Source organism: Streptomyces neyagawaensis, assembly GCF_023516595.1.
Lineage (GTDB): Bacteria > Actinomycetota > Actinomycetes > Streptomycetales > Streptomycetaceae > Streptomyces > Streptomyces neyagawaensis.
Genome location: NZ_JAMGBG010000032.1, coordinates 1 through 14,395 on the forward strand (window position 1 = coordinate 1; position 14,395 = coordinate 14,395).

Below are 14,395 nucleotides of genomic sequence, written 5' to 3' on the forward strand. Positions count from 1 at the left end.
TCCCGCACGAAATCCGCCGCCCTGGAGATCGATTCCTCGGCGCCGGGCCGGTCCTGGAAGACGCTGGTCGAGACCATCACTCCGTCCCCGGCGTCGACCCAGTAGTAGGCCACGAAACCGGGGACCTGGCGCATGAGCGGCACGAACCCCTCGTTCACGAGACGTGCCGCCTCGGCCGGATCGGTCACCCCTTCGTACCGCCGCACTGCTACGTACATCTCCACACTCCTCACTGCGTGGTGGGTTCGTCCTTGGAACGAGATGTCGTGCCCCGGCGGCCACCGGCCCTGGATCCCCTGAGCCGGGGTCTGGGGTCTCAGGGGCCGCCCCCGTCCGGCTGGAAGCTCGCCAGCATCTGTTCCAGGGCCGCCTGGTCCGGGCCGACGAAGGGCGGCGCGGACGGGGCGGTGGCGAGCGTGTCCAGCATGGCGCCCGTGATGCCGGCGGCCGGGGGCAGATGCGTCGAGAGGACCAGGTCGGGCTTGCGGTCCTTCAGGGAGTCGAAGGTCCTGAGGTACTTCTCCACGTCGACCGTCTGGACCCAGGGGCTGTCGACCGTCGCCCAGAGGAGTTGGGCGGTTCGCAGTTCCTCGACCGCGACATCGCGGACGTCGTCGGCCTGGGCGAGGTCGGCGGTCGGCAGCGGGGCGCCGAAGCAGTCGGAGCTGAAGCAGACACCGGAGTGGTCGTCGAAGAAGCCGACGGTGGCGGGGTTGTCGAACAGCGGCGGACGGAACCCGGTGAGGGTGCGGTCGCCGATGTCGAGCGTCTCGCCGGGGTTCACGAGGTGGGCCCGGTCGAGGGGCAGCGGGTGCTCGCAGGACAGGATCCCGGCGCCGATGAACGTCGTCACGACCCGCGCCTTCGGGGCCGCCGCCAACAGGTCGAAGATCCCGCCGGTGTGGTCGCGGTCGGGGTGGGTGAGCCAGATCCAGCGGACGTCGGCCGGGTCCAGCACGGCGCTGAGGGCCTCGACGAAGTTCCGGTCGGGCAGCCCCAACCCGGTGTCCACGACCACGGGTTCGGCGCCGAGCAGTACGAACGCGTTCACCGGGATGTGCCCGATGCCCGGCACCTCCAGGCTGTCGGCGAGAACGCTAATGTCCGGGCGCAGCCGGTGCACGGTACCCGGGCGGACCTTTTGAAGGGGCATGTCACTCACACCTCGGAAACCCCCCGGCGGGTGATCGTCGCGACCGCATGCCTCCGCTGTTGCTCCCGCCTCCATCGTCCGGCCGTGCGAGCGCGGGCGCATCCGCTGCCGTGACCGCGCACGCGCCGGGGACGGCACGCGCGGACCGCGCGCCCGTACCGCAGGCGCGCGGGGAGAATGACGTCGCGACGCTACGCACGAGGGGGTGCCCATGCTGTTCGGACGAGGCCGGGAGCCGCGGATGCCCACGGCCGAGGAGGCGCCGCCGGGGCGGGCGGCGCTCGCGTACGAGGTGCCCGCGACGCACGCCGTGCTGGGGACGCCCCTGCTGGGGCCGTATCCGGAGGGAGCCGAGGTCGCGTCCTTCGCGATGGGCTGCTTCTGGGGGGCCGGAACGGCGGTTCTGGCAGGTGCCGGGCGGGGTCCGCACCACCCTCGTCGGGTTCCAGGGCGGATACACGCCGTACCCGGTCGACGACGAGGTGCGGACCGGGCTCACGGGGCACGCGGAGACGGTACGCGTGGTGTTCGACCCGGCCGAGGTGTCGTACGAGCGGCTGCTGCGGGTGTTCTGGGAGGGGCACGACCCGACGCAGGGCTTCCGCCAGGGCAACGACGTCGGTACGCATGTCCGCTCGGTCGTCTTCACGCACTCACCGGAGCAGCGCGCGACCGCCGAGACGACCCGCGCGCGGTATCAGGCTGCGCTGTCCGCCGCCGGGTACGGGGCGATCACGACCTGGATCGTGCCGGCCGAGGAGCACCCGTTCTATCCGGCGAGCGCACTGCACCAGCAGTACCTGCACCGCGACCCGGCGGGCTACTGCGGGGCGGGCGGCACCGGGGTGTCCTTGCCCTGAGCGGGACGCCCCTGACACGGCACGGGGTGCGCGAGCGGCCCGCCCAGGGACGGCAGGCGGCAATCGGCGGCGGGCGGTGTTCGATAGCTTTCCGGCATGTGTGTCTCCCTGGCCCCGGCCGAGTTCACCGGCACCACCCTGTACTGCGGGCGGTTGCACCACCCCGAGCACGGGCTGATCCACGTCCTCGGCTACCAGAACACGGCGGCGAATCTCGCCGACGGCCCCAACGCCATGCTGCTGCACCTGCCTGCGCGGCAGATGAGTCGGCGGAACTTCCTGTCCGTGGGGCGCAGTTCCGATGTGCTGGAACGGATGGTGGACGCGGTACGGCCGGTCTCCGTGGGGATGGTCGACGACTCGATCGCCTGGATGGGAGGGGCTCGGGGGCCGGCGGTGGAGGTGTTCGAGCACGACGTGTACACGGTGGTCCTGGCTCGTGACCCGCGTGCCGTGCCGGCGGCGCTCGCCGAGGTGCCGGAGCATCGGCGGCCCGCGCTCAACCCGGAGTTGTTCGCGTTCTACGCCGAACGCTGTCCCACGCACGCGATCGCCGTCTGCTGCTTCGACAACGCGGAGGCTGCGCAGGCCAAGCCGCTGCTCATGTGGTACCCGCCGCACGACCCCGATGTGCTGACCCTGCCCGCGCTCGACTGTCATACCGGGGCCGTGCCCGATCCGGACGCGCTGGTGGACACGGACCACTGGGTGATCCTCGGCACGGACGAGGCGCCGGACGGCTGGGGTTCGCCCGTCGACCACGACCCCGCGATGCGGCACGCGCTGCGGAGCTATCTGCCCAACACGGTCGTGGGCCGCCACTTCGGCGGGCCCCTGCGCAACGGGGACTTCGCAGTCAGCCACGAGGAGCTGCTGCGGGCCGGGGAGGCGGGGGTGAGCCGGGTGGGGGTGTTCTAGGGGCGCCGGGGGGTGGGGGCCCAGGTGGATTGGGGGGCCGCTGGGGGTGGGGGCCACGTCGGCGCCTGGGGGCTGCCGGCGGTTGGGGGCCGCCAGGGGGGTGGTGGGCCGCCGGAGGTGGGGGCCCTGTCGGGTTGAGTGGCGGGTGCGGGTGGGTGGGGGCTGGTCGCGCCGTTCCCCGCGCCCCTGGAAGGACGGCCCTGTGAGCCGGTCCTTCCCCGGGCCGCCCCGGCGCCGCCGATGAAGGAGCCGCAGGCTTCCTTCAGGGGCGCGGGGAACTGCGCGAACACGCCCCACGCACCCGCACCGCACCAGCGCCCGCGCCCGCACCCGCACCCGCACCCGCACCAGCACCAGCACCAGCACCAGCACCAGCACCAGCACCAGCACCAGCACCAGCACCAGCACCAGCACCAGCCTGGCCCCGAAGCCAGCCCCCAACCCAGGCCAGGGCCAAGCCTCAACCCAGACCGGAATCGACCCCCAGACCGGACCCAGACCAGTCCTCGACCCAGACCGAAGCCGACCCCAGCCCAGACCGGAACCGAGCCCCAGACCAGACCGAAGCCAACCCTCAGCCCGGACCAAAGCTGGACGCCAGACCGGACCGAAGCAAGCCCTCCCCCCAGACCGAAGCCGACACCCAGCCCGAGCCCAGACCAGCCCTCCACCCAGGCCGGAGCTAACCGTCAGCCCGGACCGAAGCTGGCCCTCTGCCCAGACCGGAACCGTCCCAACCCGTAACCGGAGCCGCCCTCCAGCCCCGGATCAGATCGTTGCCGTGTCGATTACGAAGCGGTAGCGGACGTCGCTGGTCAGGACCCTCTCGTACGCCTCGTTGATCTGGTCCGCGCGGATCAGTTCGATCTCGGCGCCCAGGCCGTGCTCGGCGCAGAAGTCGAGCATCTCCTGGGTCTCGCGGATGCCGCCGATGCCGGACCCGGCGAGGGTCTTGCGGCCGGCGATCACCGAGAACAGGTTCAGGGCGACCGGCTCCTCGGGCGCGCCCACGTTCACGAACGCGCCGTCGGTCTTCAGCAGCGACAGGTACGCGTCCAGGTTCAGCGGCGCCGAGACCGTCGACAGGATCAGGTCGAACGAACCCCGCAGCTCCTCGAACGTCGCCGGGTCGCTGGTCGCGTAGTAGTGGTCGGCGCCCAGCTTCAGCCCGTCCTCCTGCTTGCGCAGCGACTGGGACAGGACGGTCACCTCCGCGCCGAGCGCGTGCGCGAGCTTGACGCCCATGTGCCCGAGGCCGCCCAGACCGACGACGGCGACCTTCTTGCCGGGGCCGGCGTTCCAGTGCTTGAGCGGGGAGTACGTGGTGATGCCCGCGCACAGCAGCGGCGCGGCCTCGTCGAGGGCGACGCCCTCGGGGATGCGTACGGTGAACGCCTCGTCGACGACGATCTTCTCCGAGTAGCCGCCGTAGGTGGGCTCACCGTTCTTGTCGAGGGCGTTGTACGTGCCGACGTTGCCCTTGAGGCAGTACTGCTCCAGCCCGGCCTCGCAGTTCTCGCACTCGCGGCAGGAGTCGACCATGCAGCCGACGCCCACGCGGTCGCCGACGGCGAACTTCGTGACGCCGGAGCCGACGGCCTCGACGACACCGGCGATCTCGTGGCCCGGCACCATCGGGAAGATCGCCTCGCCCCAGCCCTCCCGGGCCTGGTGGATGTCGGAGTGGCAGATACCGGCGAACTTGATGTCGATCAGGACGTCGAACTCACCGACCTCGCGGCGCTCGATCGTCGTGCGCTCCAGCGGAGCCTTGGCGGAGGGTGCCGCGTAGGCGGCGACAGTGGTGGACATGCCGAGGGTTCTCCTAGCCGTCGTTCCGGTGCCGGGCCTGCCTTCCGGCCGGGCACGGTTGTCAGCCTGCCCGAGGTCACCGCGTTCACCCAGGTCACGGTTCTGCGTACGTCCGCTGGTCCTACCACTGGCGGGGTCAGGCTGCTGGGCGTACGACCGTGAATACTTGACGTATGGACGCACAGCCCGATGCCGCACAGGACCGGCAACCGCTCGACGGCCCGACCGGAGCCCCCCTCGACCGGCGTGCCGAGCTCAGTGAGTTCCTGCGGACGCGACGGGCCCGGCTGAAGCCGGAGGACGTCGGGCTGCCGGAGTTCGGCCGGCACCGGCGGGTTCCCGGGCTGCGGCGGGAGGAGCTGGCGCAGCTGGCGGGCGTGTCGGTGGCGTACTACACGCGGCTGGAGCAGGGCAACGGCCGCAATGTGTCGGCGGAGGTCCTCGACGCCATCGCGCGCGCCCTCCGGCTGAGCGACGCCGAGCACAGCCATCTGACGCACCTGGCCAAGCCGAAGGCCCACAAGAAGAAGCCGTCGGCTCGTCCGCAGCAGGTCAGGGGCGCCCTGCGGCAGCTGATCGACTCCCTGGACGGCGTCCCCGCGTACATCACCGGGCGGCGCTCGGACATCCTCGTCTGGAACCGCATGGCGGCGGCGGTGTTCGGGGACTGGTCGGAGCTGCCCGCGCAGGAGCGGAACTGGGCGCGGATGGTGTTCCTGCGGCCCGAGTACCGCGACCTGTACATCGACTGGGATCAGAAGGCCGCCGACATGGTCAGCTATCTGCGGATGGACGCGGGCTGTCACCCGGACGATCCCCGGCTGTCGGCGCTGGTGGGCGAGCTGTCGGTGAAGAGCGAGGAGTTCCGGCGGCTGTGGGCCACGCACGACGTGAAGGAGAAGAGTCACGGGGTGAAGCGCATGCGGCACCCCCTGGTCGGTGACCTGACGCTGTCCTTCGAGGCGTTCCCGCTCCCCGACGACCATGAGCAGACCTTGGTCACCTACCACGCCGAGCCGGGCTCCCCGTCCGCCGAGGCCCTGCGCCTGCTGGCCAGCTGGGGCACGGACGCCACCCGCGCCCGTACGGTGACGCCGTAGACGCCGTAGACCGTAGACGCCGTAGGGGGCAGCCCGGGCGGCCAGGTCGTCAAGGACAGCCCTGGCGGCAGGCGGTGAGGCGCTGAGGAACGGCCCAGCCGGCGAGGGGGGGTGCCTCCCGGCGGGCCGTCGCTCTCAGCCCTTTCCTGATCCGTGATCCGTGATCCGTGATCCGTGATCCGCGTCCCTGTCTCACGCGCCGACGTACGCGTCGTGGATCGTCACCGTCGACCGGTTCCCCTTCCTGTCGATCACCTCGGCGCGGAGCGACACGCTCTTCCCCGCCCCCGGTGTCACGACGGTGACCTTGCCGTTCTTCACCGGGGTCTTGGTCCACTTCTCCCCGTCGCGCGACACGTACACGGTCAGCGACTTCCGATGTTTGCCGGCGGCCGCGCCCTGGACGGTGACGGGGACGCCGATCCTCGTGCCGGCCGGGGCCGTGCTGTCGAGGCCCAGGTACGCGCCGCCGAAGCGGACCGTGGAGACCGGCAGCCCCCTGTCGCTCGTGGTCCTCGCGGACCTGAAGGTCCAGCTCGCGTCGACCCGCGAGGAGGCCCTGGCCAAGGCCGGGTCGCGGATGACGCTGGTCGTCAGTCGGTAGGTGGCGGGTGCGGAGGGGACCGTGAAGTGGGCAGAGCCGTCCAGCGGGTCCTCGCCCGAGGCGATCTTCTTCCCGTCGCGGTGGAGGGTCGTGGTGACCTTCTTGTAGAAGGACGCCCCGGCGTGCCCGGCGCCGTCGGCGACCATCGGCAGCAGGCCGTACAGCTGGTTCCCGTCGCGGCGGATGCCGAAGGACCGGCTGATCCTCGGGCCGAAGACCCCGACGTTGAAGGTGTGGGTGTAGGTGCGGCCCGCCGTGACGGGCCTGCTGTCGCCGGTCGTGTAGTACGCGTCCAGCAGCGGGAAGCCCTGTTCGTCCTCCGCGCCGTACTGCTCGAAGTCGAAACTCCACTTCACCTTGTCCGCGGCGGACACGTGCAGCGTGCGGGTGCCGGGCAGCGGCCCCGGGACGGCGAGGGCGGGCGAGCCGGGGCTGCCGGGGAGCCAGGCCCAGGCGCTGACCGCGCCCTTCTTGCCCGCGGTGGAGGAGCCGAGGCGGGCCTTGACGGTGGCCAGTTCGCTCTTCCGCCAGTGCCTGGCGTAGCCGGTGGCGAGCCGGGTCACCTTGCTTCCGGTGGCGGTGGCGTACTGGGCGGCCTCGCCCTCGGTCCACTGGCCGGCCCAGGTCTGGCTGAGCCGTCCGCCGGTGACGGGTGGGCCGAGATGCGCCGTGCGGAACCCCTCGTACGAGTCGAGCAGCCAGCCGTACGTGTAGTCGTTCGCGCCGGCCCGGAGGGTGTAGTCGGGTGCCGCGAGGACGGGTTCGGCGGTGGTGTCGGGGACGGTGATGTCCACCGGCTTCGCCGTGCGGGCGTCGAGGGTGAGGGAGGTGTCCCGGTCGACGGTGAGCGTCGGCCGGGCCAGCCAGGTCGCTCCCTTCGTGTGGTCCTCCGGGTCCACGACGATCCCCGCGTTGAGGATGTAGGTCCCCTCGGGCACCCTCAGCTCGACCGTGCCGTCCTTGTCGTACGGCGTGAGCCAGGTGTCCCGGGCGAGTCCCGAGACGCCGGTCAGGTCGAGCATGTGGTGCACGGCGGGCGCGCCGGTCCGGTCGATCATCCGCAGCGTGAGGTCGTACGACTCCTTCTCGCGCTCCACGGCCGCGGCGGTCCGTACGCCCTGGCCACCGCCCGTGGCGGTGACGTACGCGGTGTACACGCCGTCGAGCTTCCCGCCGAGCCGGGTGTTCACGGTGAGGCGGACCTCGGCCGTGCCGCCCGCCGGGACGGTGATCCTCTCCGCGCCGACCTTGAAGAACCCGGCGGGGGCCGCCTTGCCTCCGGGGCCGGTACCGGTCACGGAGAGGTCGAGAGTGACGCTCTTCCTGCCGACGTTCCGGTAGGTGATCTTCTTCGACACCGGCTTGTCGTCGGTGTGCGGCCACTGCTGGACGCCGAAGTTCACCGACGGCGGGGTGGCGAGGATCGTCTGCCGGACGGCCCGGTCGACGCGGATGCGGCCCGACCCCTGTTCGAACGGGGTGTACGCGCCGCCCTTGGCGGAGGCGACGAGGGCGGCCTTGATCCGGGTGTACGACCACGACGGGTGCCGCTGCCTGAGGAGGGCGGCGGCACCCGCGACATGCGGGGTCGCCATCGACGTACCGGAGATCGTGAGGTAGCCGGCGGGCTGCTCGCCGACCTCCCGCGCGAGGACGCTGCCCTTGGCCGAGGCGGCGGTGATGGCGACGCCGGGCGCGGTCACGTCGGGCTTGATCCGCCCGTCGAGAGCGGGGCCCCGGCTGGAGAACGGGGCGAGCCGGTCCTTGCCGTCGACGGCGCCGACGGTGAGGGCGGCTGCCGCGCTGCCCGGTGAGCCGATCGTCCGCTCGCCTCCCTGGCCCTCGTTGCCGGCGGCGACCGCGAAGAGGATGTCCTTCTCGGCGGAGAGCTTGTCGATCTCCGCCTCCATCGGGTCGATCCCGGGGCTGTCGGGCCCGCCGAGGCTGAGGTTGACGATGTCGGCGCCCTGCGCGGCGGCCCACTCCATGCCGGCGATGATGCCGGAGTCGTCGCCGTACCCCTCGTCGCTCAGCACCTTGGCGTTGAGGAGCTTCGCGCCCGGCGCGACGCCCTTGTAGGCGCCCTTGGACCGCTTCCCGGTGCCGGCGGCTATGGAGGCGACATGCGTGCCGTGGCCGAACCTGTCGTTGGTGCCGGGCGAGGTGGAGAAGTTCTTCGCCGCGACGACCTGTCCCTTGAGGTCGGGGTGGGTGGTGTCGATGCCGGTGTCGAGGACGGCGATGGTGACGCCCTTGCCGTCGTAGCCGGCCTTCCACACCGTGGGGGCGCCGATCTGCGGGACGGACTTGTCGAGGCTGACCTCGCGGACGCCGTCCAGCCATAGGTGCGCGACGCCTCCGGCGGTGGTGCCGTCGCCGTCGGTGACCGCCTTCCACAGCGCGGCGGCGTCGTCCTTGGGGGTGAGGACCGCGTCGGCGTTCAGCGTCCGCAGAGTGCGCCGGACCTCGGTGCCGCCCGCGCCCCGTACGTCGGCCCGGGCGCCGGCCGCGGTGCCCCGGTACCCCACGATCAGTTTCAGGCCCTGCCGGTGGGATCTGCGGGTGGCGGAGCCGCTCAGTACCGTGACGTCGAACAGCCGCCGGTCGACCCTGCCCGTGGCGATCAGCCGTGCCGCGTCGGCCGGGAGGACATAGGTGTGGCCGTCGGCGCGACGGACCTGGACGGGGACGCCCTCACGGCCCTTCGCCCGCTCCAGACCGAGGACGCGGCCCTCGGCGTCCACGAGGACCCGGTCACCGGTGACGAGGGTGAGGCGATGCCTACCCTCGGCACCGGCCCCGGCACCGCCGCCGGGCTGGCGGCCGGCCGCACTCGCCGTACCAGCCGTCATCGCCGTACCGGGCACGTCCCCCTGGCCCGCGGTCGCCGGGCCGGTCGTGGACGCCGTCAGTGCGACGGCGGACGCCATGGCGACAACGGCCGTCCCCACCCTGCTCATTCGTCTGCGCAAGACTCCCCCTTGGTCCGACCAGGGGACGTACCGCACATATGCGCGTCAATTCCCCCCGGTCTTCGCAGTATGACCGGGTGTCAACTCGCGTCACATACCGCGCGACTGGCGCAAAGCGGCGAACCCGGGGACACCCGCAACCACACGCGCCCCGGTCTCCGCTCCCACGCGCCCCACGGCCGGGGCATCCCGCGTCAAGGGCGGTCTTACGCCCCGGCGTTCTCCTTCACGGTGATGCGCCCCTTGCGGATCGTCGCCACCCGGGGGGCCTTCCTCGCCAGTGTCGAGTCGTGCGTGACCATGACGAAGGTGAGCCCGTGCTCCTTCCACAGGCCCTCCAACACTTCCATGATCTCGTCGCGCGTCGACTCGTCGAGGTTGCCGGTGGGTTCGTCGGCCAGCAGCACCTTGGGCCGCTTCACCAGCGCGCGGGCGATCGCGACCCGCTGCTGCTGACCGCCCGAGAGCTCCGCCGGCAGATGCCCGAGCCGCTCCCCCAGCCCCACCGACTCCAGTGCCTCGGCGGCACGTCGCCGCCGCTCCCCCGCCTTCACCCCGAGCGGTACGAGCGCCGTCTCCACGTTCTCCTGCGCGCTCAGCGTCGGGATCAGGTTGAAGCTCTGGAACACGAACCCGATGCTCTCGCTGCGCACCCGGGTGAGCCTGGCCTCCGACAGCCCGGCCAGATCGGTGCCGTCGAGTTCGACGCTCCCGCCCGACGGCTTGTCGAGCCCGCCGAGCATCTGGAGCAGCGTGGACTTCCCGCCTCCGGTGGGCCCTTGGATGACGAGCCGGTCCCCGTCCGCGATGGTGAGGTCGACGCCGTCGAGCGCGTGGACGGTGTCCTTGCCCCGGGTGTAGCGCTTGGTCACGCCGCTGAGTACGTACATGGTGCAACTCCTGGATGGTGTTGTGAGGACGCGGCCGACGTGCCGCTGGGGTCGGGGACGGCGGCCGGTCACTCCACCCGCCGCAGGGCGTCGGCGGGGCGCAGCCGGGATGCGCGCCAGCCGCCGAACGCGCCCGCGATCAGTCCGCCGGTGATGGCGAGGCCCACCGCGAGGGCGATCGTGGAGAGGCTGACGGGCGCGGTGAGCGCGACGTCGAGCCCGTTCGACGCCGTCTGGCGCCCGCCGCCCGCACCGTCGGCACCCGGGAAGCCGCCCGCGCCGGGTCCGCCGCCCGCGCCGCCGAACCCGCGCCCGGCCGCACCTACTTCGGCCTGAAGTGTCGGGCTGATCGCCGTGACGGTGTACGCCCCCGCGAGGCCCAGTGCGATGCCGAGCGCCCCGCCGACGAGCCCGTTGACCATGGCCTCGCCGACGACCTGCCGGGTCACCCGCCCCGACCGCCAGCCGAGCGCCTTGAGCGTCCCGAACTCCCGCACCCGGCGCGAGACCGCCGAGGAGGTGAGCAGCCCGGCCACCAGGAACGCGGCGGCGAGCACGGCCACGGAGAGCCATCTGCCGACGTTGGAGGCGAGGTCGGAGGCGGTGGACAGCGACCCGGACACGGTGTCGGCGAGATCGGCGGAGGTGGTGACCGTGGTCCCCGAGATGTTCTTCTGGATGGCCGACTTGACGGAGTCGATCCGCTGGGAGTCGCTCGCCTTGACGTAGATCGTGGTGACCTCGCCCTCGGAGTCGCTGAGCGTCTGGGCCTGCTTCAGCGGCATGTAGAGGTCGGCCGCGGCGTCCCCGCTGTCGGGGGTGGCGATGCCGATGACCTTGTACTTCGTGGAGTCGATGGTGACGCTGTCACCGACCTTCAGCTCCTTCTCGCGGGCGTAGGAGGCGTCGGCGACGACGACCCGCGCGTCGGTCTCGGAGGTCGTGAACGTACGTCCGCCGGTGATCTTCGAGGAGGTGAGGGGTCCGAGGTCGGGTTCGGTGACGTCGGTGCCGTAGACGGAGTAGTTGTCGACGTCGAATTCGGCGCCGCCGCCCTCGACGCGCCCCTGCGGCTGTCCGGCACTCCCCCCGTTCTGTCCGGGCGCGCCCTGCTGCCGGCCGCCCGCGCTCTCGTCCTGCTGGAACTGGCCGCGCCGGAACTGCCCGTCGACCTTGATGACCTGGAGGCTGAGGCCGCCGACGGCCTCCGCGACGCCCTGCTGCTCGGCGACCTCGGTGACGGTCGAACTCTTCAGGGTCTGGAAGCCCTGGACGCGGACGAGGTCGCTGCTCTGCTCCTCGTCGGAGTCCTCGTCCCGTGCGTCGAACTCGAAGCGGGGGCGTTCGGCGCCGTTCTCGCCGGGCGCGGCGGCGGCCTTGGTGACGGTCATGTCCGTCCCCAGGCCGTAGAGGGAGGCGAGCACCTTGCCCTGGGCCTTCTCCATGCCGGACGACACGGAGCTGACCACGATGACCAGCGCGATGCCGAGGGCGAGCCCGGAGGCGACGACGAGCGCCGCCTTTCTGCGGCGGCGCAGTTCGCGCCTCAGGTAGGTGAGAAACATGGCCGAAAGCTAGGGAGGCCACGTGATGACGGGATAAGCCCCTCATAAGAGCGGGATGAGAACCCGGCACCCGGCCCGGAAGCGCCGAGTCCGCCCCTGTGGAACGCCGAAGCCGCCCCTGGGGGGCGGCTTCGATGTCAGGAGGCCGGAAGAGGGTCGGTGCCGCGTCCGGTGATCGGCGCGGCACCGCTCGGGTGGCGGGTCAGGCCGCCGAACCCGCCTTCCAGTCGGCCCAGCTCAGGTTCCAGCCGTTGAGGCCGTTGTCCGGGGCGACCGTCTTGTCGCCGGTGTTCTGGACGACGACCACGTCACCGACGATGGAGTTCTCGTAGAACCAGGCAGCCGCGGTGTTGGGGTCGTTGGCGCCCTTGGTGTCGTTCAGGCCGATGCATCCGTGGCTGGTGTTGACGTTGCCGAAGATGGAGTCGGCGCCCCAGTAGTTGCCGTGGAGGAAGGTGCCGGACGTCGTCAGACGCAGGGCGTGCGGCACGTCCTTGATGTCGTACTCGCCCTTGCCGTCGTCGTCGGTGAAGCCGACCGTCGCGCCGTTCATCCGGGTCTCCTTGAACTTCTCGGAGATCACCATCTGGCCCTCGTACGTCTTGTTCTCAGGCGAGCCGGCGGAGATCGGGATGGTCTTGACGACCTTGCCCTCCTGCATGACCTTCATCTGCTTGGTCTTGGCGTCGACGACCGAGACCTGGTTGCGGCCGATCTTGAAGGTGACCGTCTTCTGCTGGACACCGAAGACGCCGTCGGCGCCCTCGACACCGTCGAGCGCGAGCTTCAGCGTGACGGTGGAGCCCGCCTTCCAGTAGTCCTCGGGCCGGAAGTCGAGGCGGTTCGCGTTGAACCAGTGCCCGACGACCTCCTGGCCGGAGCTGGAGGAGACGGTGATCCCCTTCTGGACGGCGGCCTTGTCGGTGATCGCCTTGTCGAAGTTGATCGACACCGGCATGCCCACGCCGACGGTGGAGCCGTCCTCGGGCGTGAAGTTGCCGATGAAGCTGTTGGCGGGCGAGACCGTGGTGAACGCCGCGTTCTCGTGGGCCTCGCGGCCCTCGGAGTCCTCGGCGGTGGCGGTGATCTTGTAGTTGGTGGACCGCTCCAGCTGCACGCTCGGCGCCCAGCTCTTCTTGTCGGCGGATATCTCACCCTGGACGGAGGCGCCGTCCGTGGTGGTCATCGTCACCTTGGTGAGCTCGCCCTTGCTGACGGTGACCTTGGCGGAGTTGTTGATGGAGGCGTTGTTCGAGCCGTCCTTCGGGGTGATCTTGATGTCGGCCTCGGAGGTCTTCTTGGCCGCCGCCTCGTCGACCTTGGACTGCGAGGAGTCCCCGCCGTCGCCGCCGGAGGCGTTGTCGCCGTCGCCCCCGCTGCACGCAGAGAGCACCAGCACCCCGCCGAGCAGTGCGGACGCGACCGTCAGGCCCTTGCGCCGCTTACTGTTCGTCATCACACGCTTCTCCATCGTTGCCGAAATCCCCAAGAACCGAGAATCCCCGTAAGCACTAAAACACCACTACGGCACCGAGCCGTTCCGCTTGGCGCCGATGTGTGGGATACGCCACTCCGCCTGGTCCGGGTCGCCAGTGACCCCGGCGGTGGTGCGCGAGTGACCCGTGCGCCCCTTGGGACGAGAGAACCCCGGGCGGCGGTTGCCACCCGGGGTCATGTTTTCCCCAAGGCGCCTCAGCCGCGTCCGACTTCCTCGTCGTCCTCGCCGTCATCATCCTCGTCGAGGCCCCACTCCGGCGAATCGGGGTCGTAGTCGATGCCCTCGCTACTCCAGGAGGCCTGGGCGAGTTCGACGCCCGGCACCTCACCGACCAGGTCGAACGGGTCGATCAGATACGCGAGCGCCTCCGCTGTGTCCTCCGTCACCGCGCTCTCGGCGTGTACCCGTTCGTCGTCCGGCATATCAGGATCGTCGGCGATACGTCGCAACGCGGCACCGGTGACGGCCTCGACGTTCTCGACCTCCACCACCAATTCCACCCGAAGGCGAACAAACTGTGATGTCTCATCTGTAGTCATGCCTCGGAGCGTACGGCTCATACGTCCCGCGACTTTCCCGCGACCCGCGACTTTCATTAGCATCGCTGTCCACGGCCAATTCGCCAGCGTCACAAGGGGATCGATATTCCGTGTCCGTCGCACGTCGCGCGTCGTCCACCGCCCGCCGATCGCTGCTGACCGCCACCGCCGCGGGGACCCTTCTGGCTGCCCTGTGGTTCGTGCCGTCGGCCAACGCGACCCAGGAGGCGCCGGACATACGGCAGGAGACGACGACCACGACCGACTCCGGCGGGACGACCGTCTCCGGATCGGCCGAGGACGAGGAGTCGGCGGGCCGCACCACCCAACTCGCCGACACGGGCAGCCCCAACACCACGCCGTACATCGTCGGCGGCACCCTCTTCCTGGGCCTCGGCGCCGGCTTCGTGGCGTACTCGGTGCGCCAGGGCCGCCTGGAGGCGTACTGACGGGCCCGGCACTGACACGCGTACGCAGGGGGGCA

11 protein-coding genes and 1 pseudogene are annotated in these 14,395 nt (G+C 71.0%); 4 read left to right on the forward strand and 8 right to left on the reverse strand.

From position 1 onward, the window contains the following. Together M8J73_RS16025 and M8J73_RS16030 are read right to left on the reverse strand one after the other, a co-directional pair. Positions 1–218 (reverse strand): hypothetical protein (locus M8J73_RS16025; RefSeq protein ID WP_249828745.1); only part of this gene is annotated, 218 nt, incomplete at its 3' end. 98 nt (positions 219–316) lie between these two features. Further along, positions 317–1,153 (reverse strand): MBL fold metallo-hydrolase, encoded by an 837-nt coding sequence (locus M8J73_RS16030; protein WP_055542169.1) that lies wholly within the window; start codon positions 1,151–1,153, stop codon positions 317–319. Between the two features lie 211 nt (positions 1,154–1,364). On the opposite strand from M8J73_RS16030, the pseudogene msrA reads away from it, so the two are divergent. After that, positions 1,365–2,013 (forward strand): annotated as a pseudogene (gene msrA, locus M8J73_RS16035) (peptide-methionine (S)-S-oxide reductase MsrA). Positions 2,014–2,109: 96 nt separating this feature from the next. Beyond that, positions 2,110–2,931 (forward strand): hypothetical protein, encoded by an 822-nt coding sequence (locus tag M8J73_RS16040; protein WP_249828746.1) that lies wholly within the window; start codon positions 2,110–2,112, stop codon positions 2,929–2,931. Between the two features lie 768 nt (positions 2,932–3,699). Here M8J73_RS16040 and M8J73_RS16045 read toward each other — a convergent pair. Continuing rightward, on the reverse strand, positions 3,700–4,743 hold the full coding sequence (locus M8J73_RS16045) for an NAD(P)-dependent alcohol dehydrogenase (protein ID WP_055538580.1): 1,044 nt from the start codon (positions 4,741–4,743) through the stop codon (positions 3,700–3,702). A 173-nt stretch (positions 4,744–4,916) separates the two neighbouring features. Here M8J73_RS16045 and M8J73_RS16050 point away from each other — a divergent pair, with 173 nt between their 5' ends. Further along, complete coding sequence (locus tag M8J73_RS16050) at positions 4,917–5,843, forward strand: helix-turn-helix domain-containing protein (RefSeq protein WP_055538581.1); 927 nt, start codon at positions 4,917–4,919, stop codon at positions 5,841–5,843. 192 nt (positions 5,844–6,035) lie between these two features. Here M8J73_RS16050 and M8J73_RS16055 read toward each other — a convergent pair whose 3' ends face one another. The 5 genes from M8J73_RS16055 to M8J73_RS16075 form a co-directional block, all read right to left on the reverse strand. Next, complete coding sequence (locus M8J73_RS16055; protein ID WP_055538582.1) at positions 6,036–9,407, reverse strand: S8 family peptidase; 3,372 nt, start codon at positions 9,405–9,407, stop codon at positions 6,036–6,038. Between the two features lie 218 nt (positions 9,408–9,625). After that, positions 9,626–10,309 (reverse strand): ABC transporter ATP-binding protein, encoded by a 684-nt coding sequence (locus M8J73_RS16060; RefSeq protein ID WP_055538583.1) that lies wholly within the window; start codon positions 10,307–10,309, stop codon positions 9,626–9,628. Between the two features lie 68 nt (positions 10,310–10,377). Continuing rightward, complete coding sequence (locus M8J73_RS16065; RefSeq protein ID WP_055538584.1) at positions 10,378–11,874, reverse strand: ABC transporter permease; 1,497 nt, start codon at positions 11,872–11,874, stop codon at positions 10,378–10,380. A 202-nt stretch (positions 11,875–12,076) separates the two neighbouring features. Continuing rightward, positions 12,077–13,345, reverse strand: a complete 1,269-nt coding sequence (locus tag M8J73_RS16070; RefSeq protein WP_055538585.1) for a L,D-transpeptidase — start codon at positions 13,343–13,345, stop codon at positions 12,077–12,079. Positions 13,346–13,566: 221 nt separating this feature from the next. Next, on the reverse strand, positions 13,567–13,911 hold the full coding sequence (locus M8J73_RS16075) for a hypothetical protein (RefSeq protein WP_055538589.1): 345 nt from the start codon (positions 13,909–13,911) through the stop codon (positions 13,567–13,569). A 110-nt stretch (positions 13,912–14,021) separates the two neighbouring features. On the opposite strand from M8J73_RS16075, the gene M8J73_RS16080 reads away from it, so the two are divergent. Next, positions 14,022–14,360, forward strand: coding sequence for a hypothetical protein (locus tag M8J73_RS16080; protein WP_206187826.1), 339 nt, complete (start codon positions 14,022–14,024; stop codon positions 14,358–14,360). Positions 14,361–14,395 lie beyond the last annotated feature (35 nt).

Bases quoted from the DNA above. Each gene is read 5' to 3' on its own strand.
- M8J73_RS16030 (WP_055542169.1), bottom strand. From the start codon at position 1,153: ATGCCCCTTCAAAAGGTCCGCCCGGGTACCGTGCACCGGCTGCGCCCG.
- M8J73_RS16040 (WP_249828746.1), top strand. From the start codon at position 2,110: ATGTGTGTCTCCCTGGCCCCGGCCGAGTTCACCGGCACCACCCTGTAC.
- M8J73_RS16045 (WP_055538580.1), bottom strand. From the start codon at position 4,743: ATGTCCACCACTGTCGCCGCCTACGCGGCACCCTCCGCCAAGGCTCCG.
- M8J73_RS16050 (WP_055538581.1), top strand. From the start codon at position 4,917: ATGGACGCACAGCCCGATGCCGCACAGGACCGGCAACCGCTCGACGGC.
- M8J73_RS16055 (WP_055538582.1), bottom strand. From the start codon at position 9,407: ATGAGCAGGGTGGGGACGGCCGTTGTCGCCATGGCGTCCGCCGTCGCA.
- M8J73_RS16060 (WP_055538583.1), bottom strand. From the start codon at position 10,309: ATGTACGTACTCAGCGGCGTGACCAAGCGCTACACCCGGGGCAAGGAC.
- M8J73_RS16065 (WP_055538584.1), bottom strand. From the start codon at position 11,874: ATGTTTCTCACCTACCTGAGGCGCGAACTGCGCCGCCGCAGAAAGGCG.
- M8J73_RS16070 (WP_055538585.1), bottom strand. From the start codon at position 13,345: ATGGAGAAGCGTGTGATGACGAACAGTAAGCGGCGCAAGGGCCTGACG.
- M8J73_RS16075 (WP_055538589.1), bottom strand. From the start codon at position 13,911: ATGACTACAGATGAGACATCACAGTTTGTTCGCCTTCGGGTGGAATTG.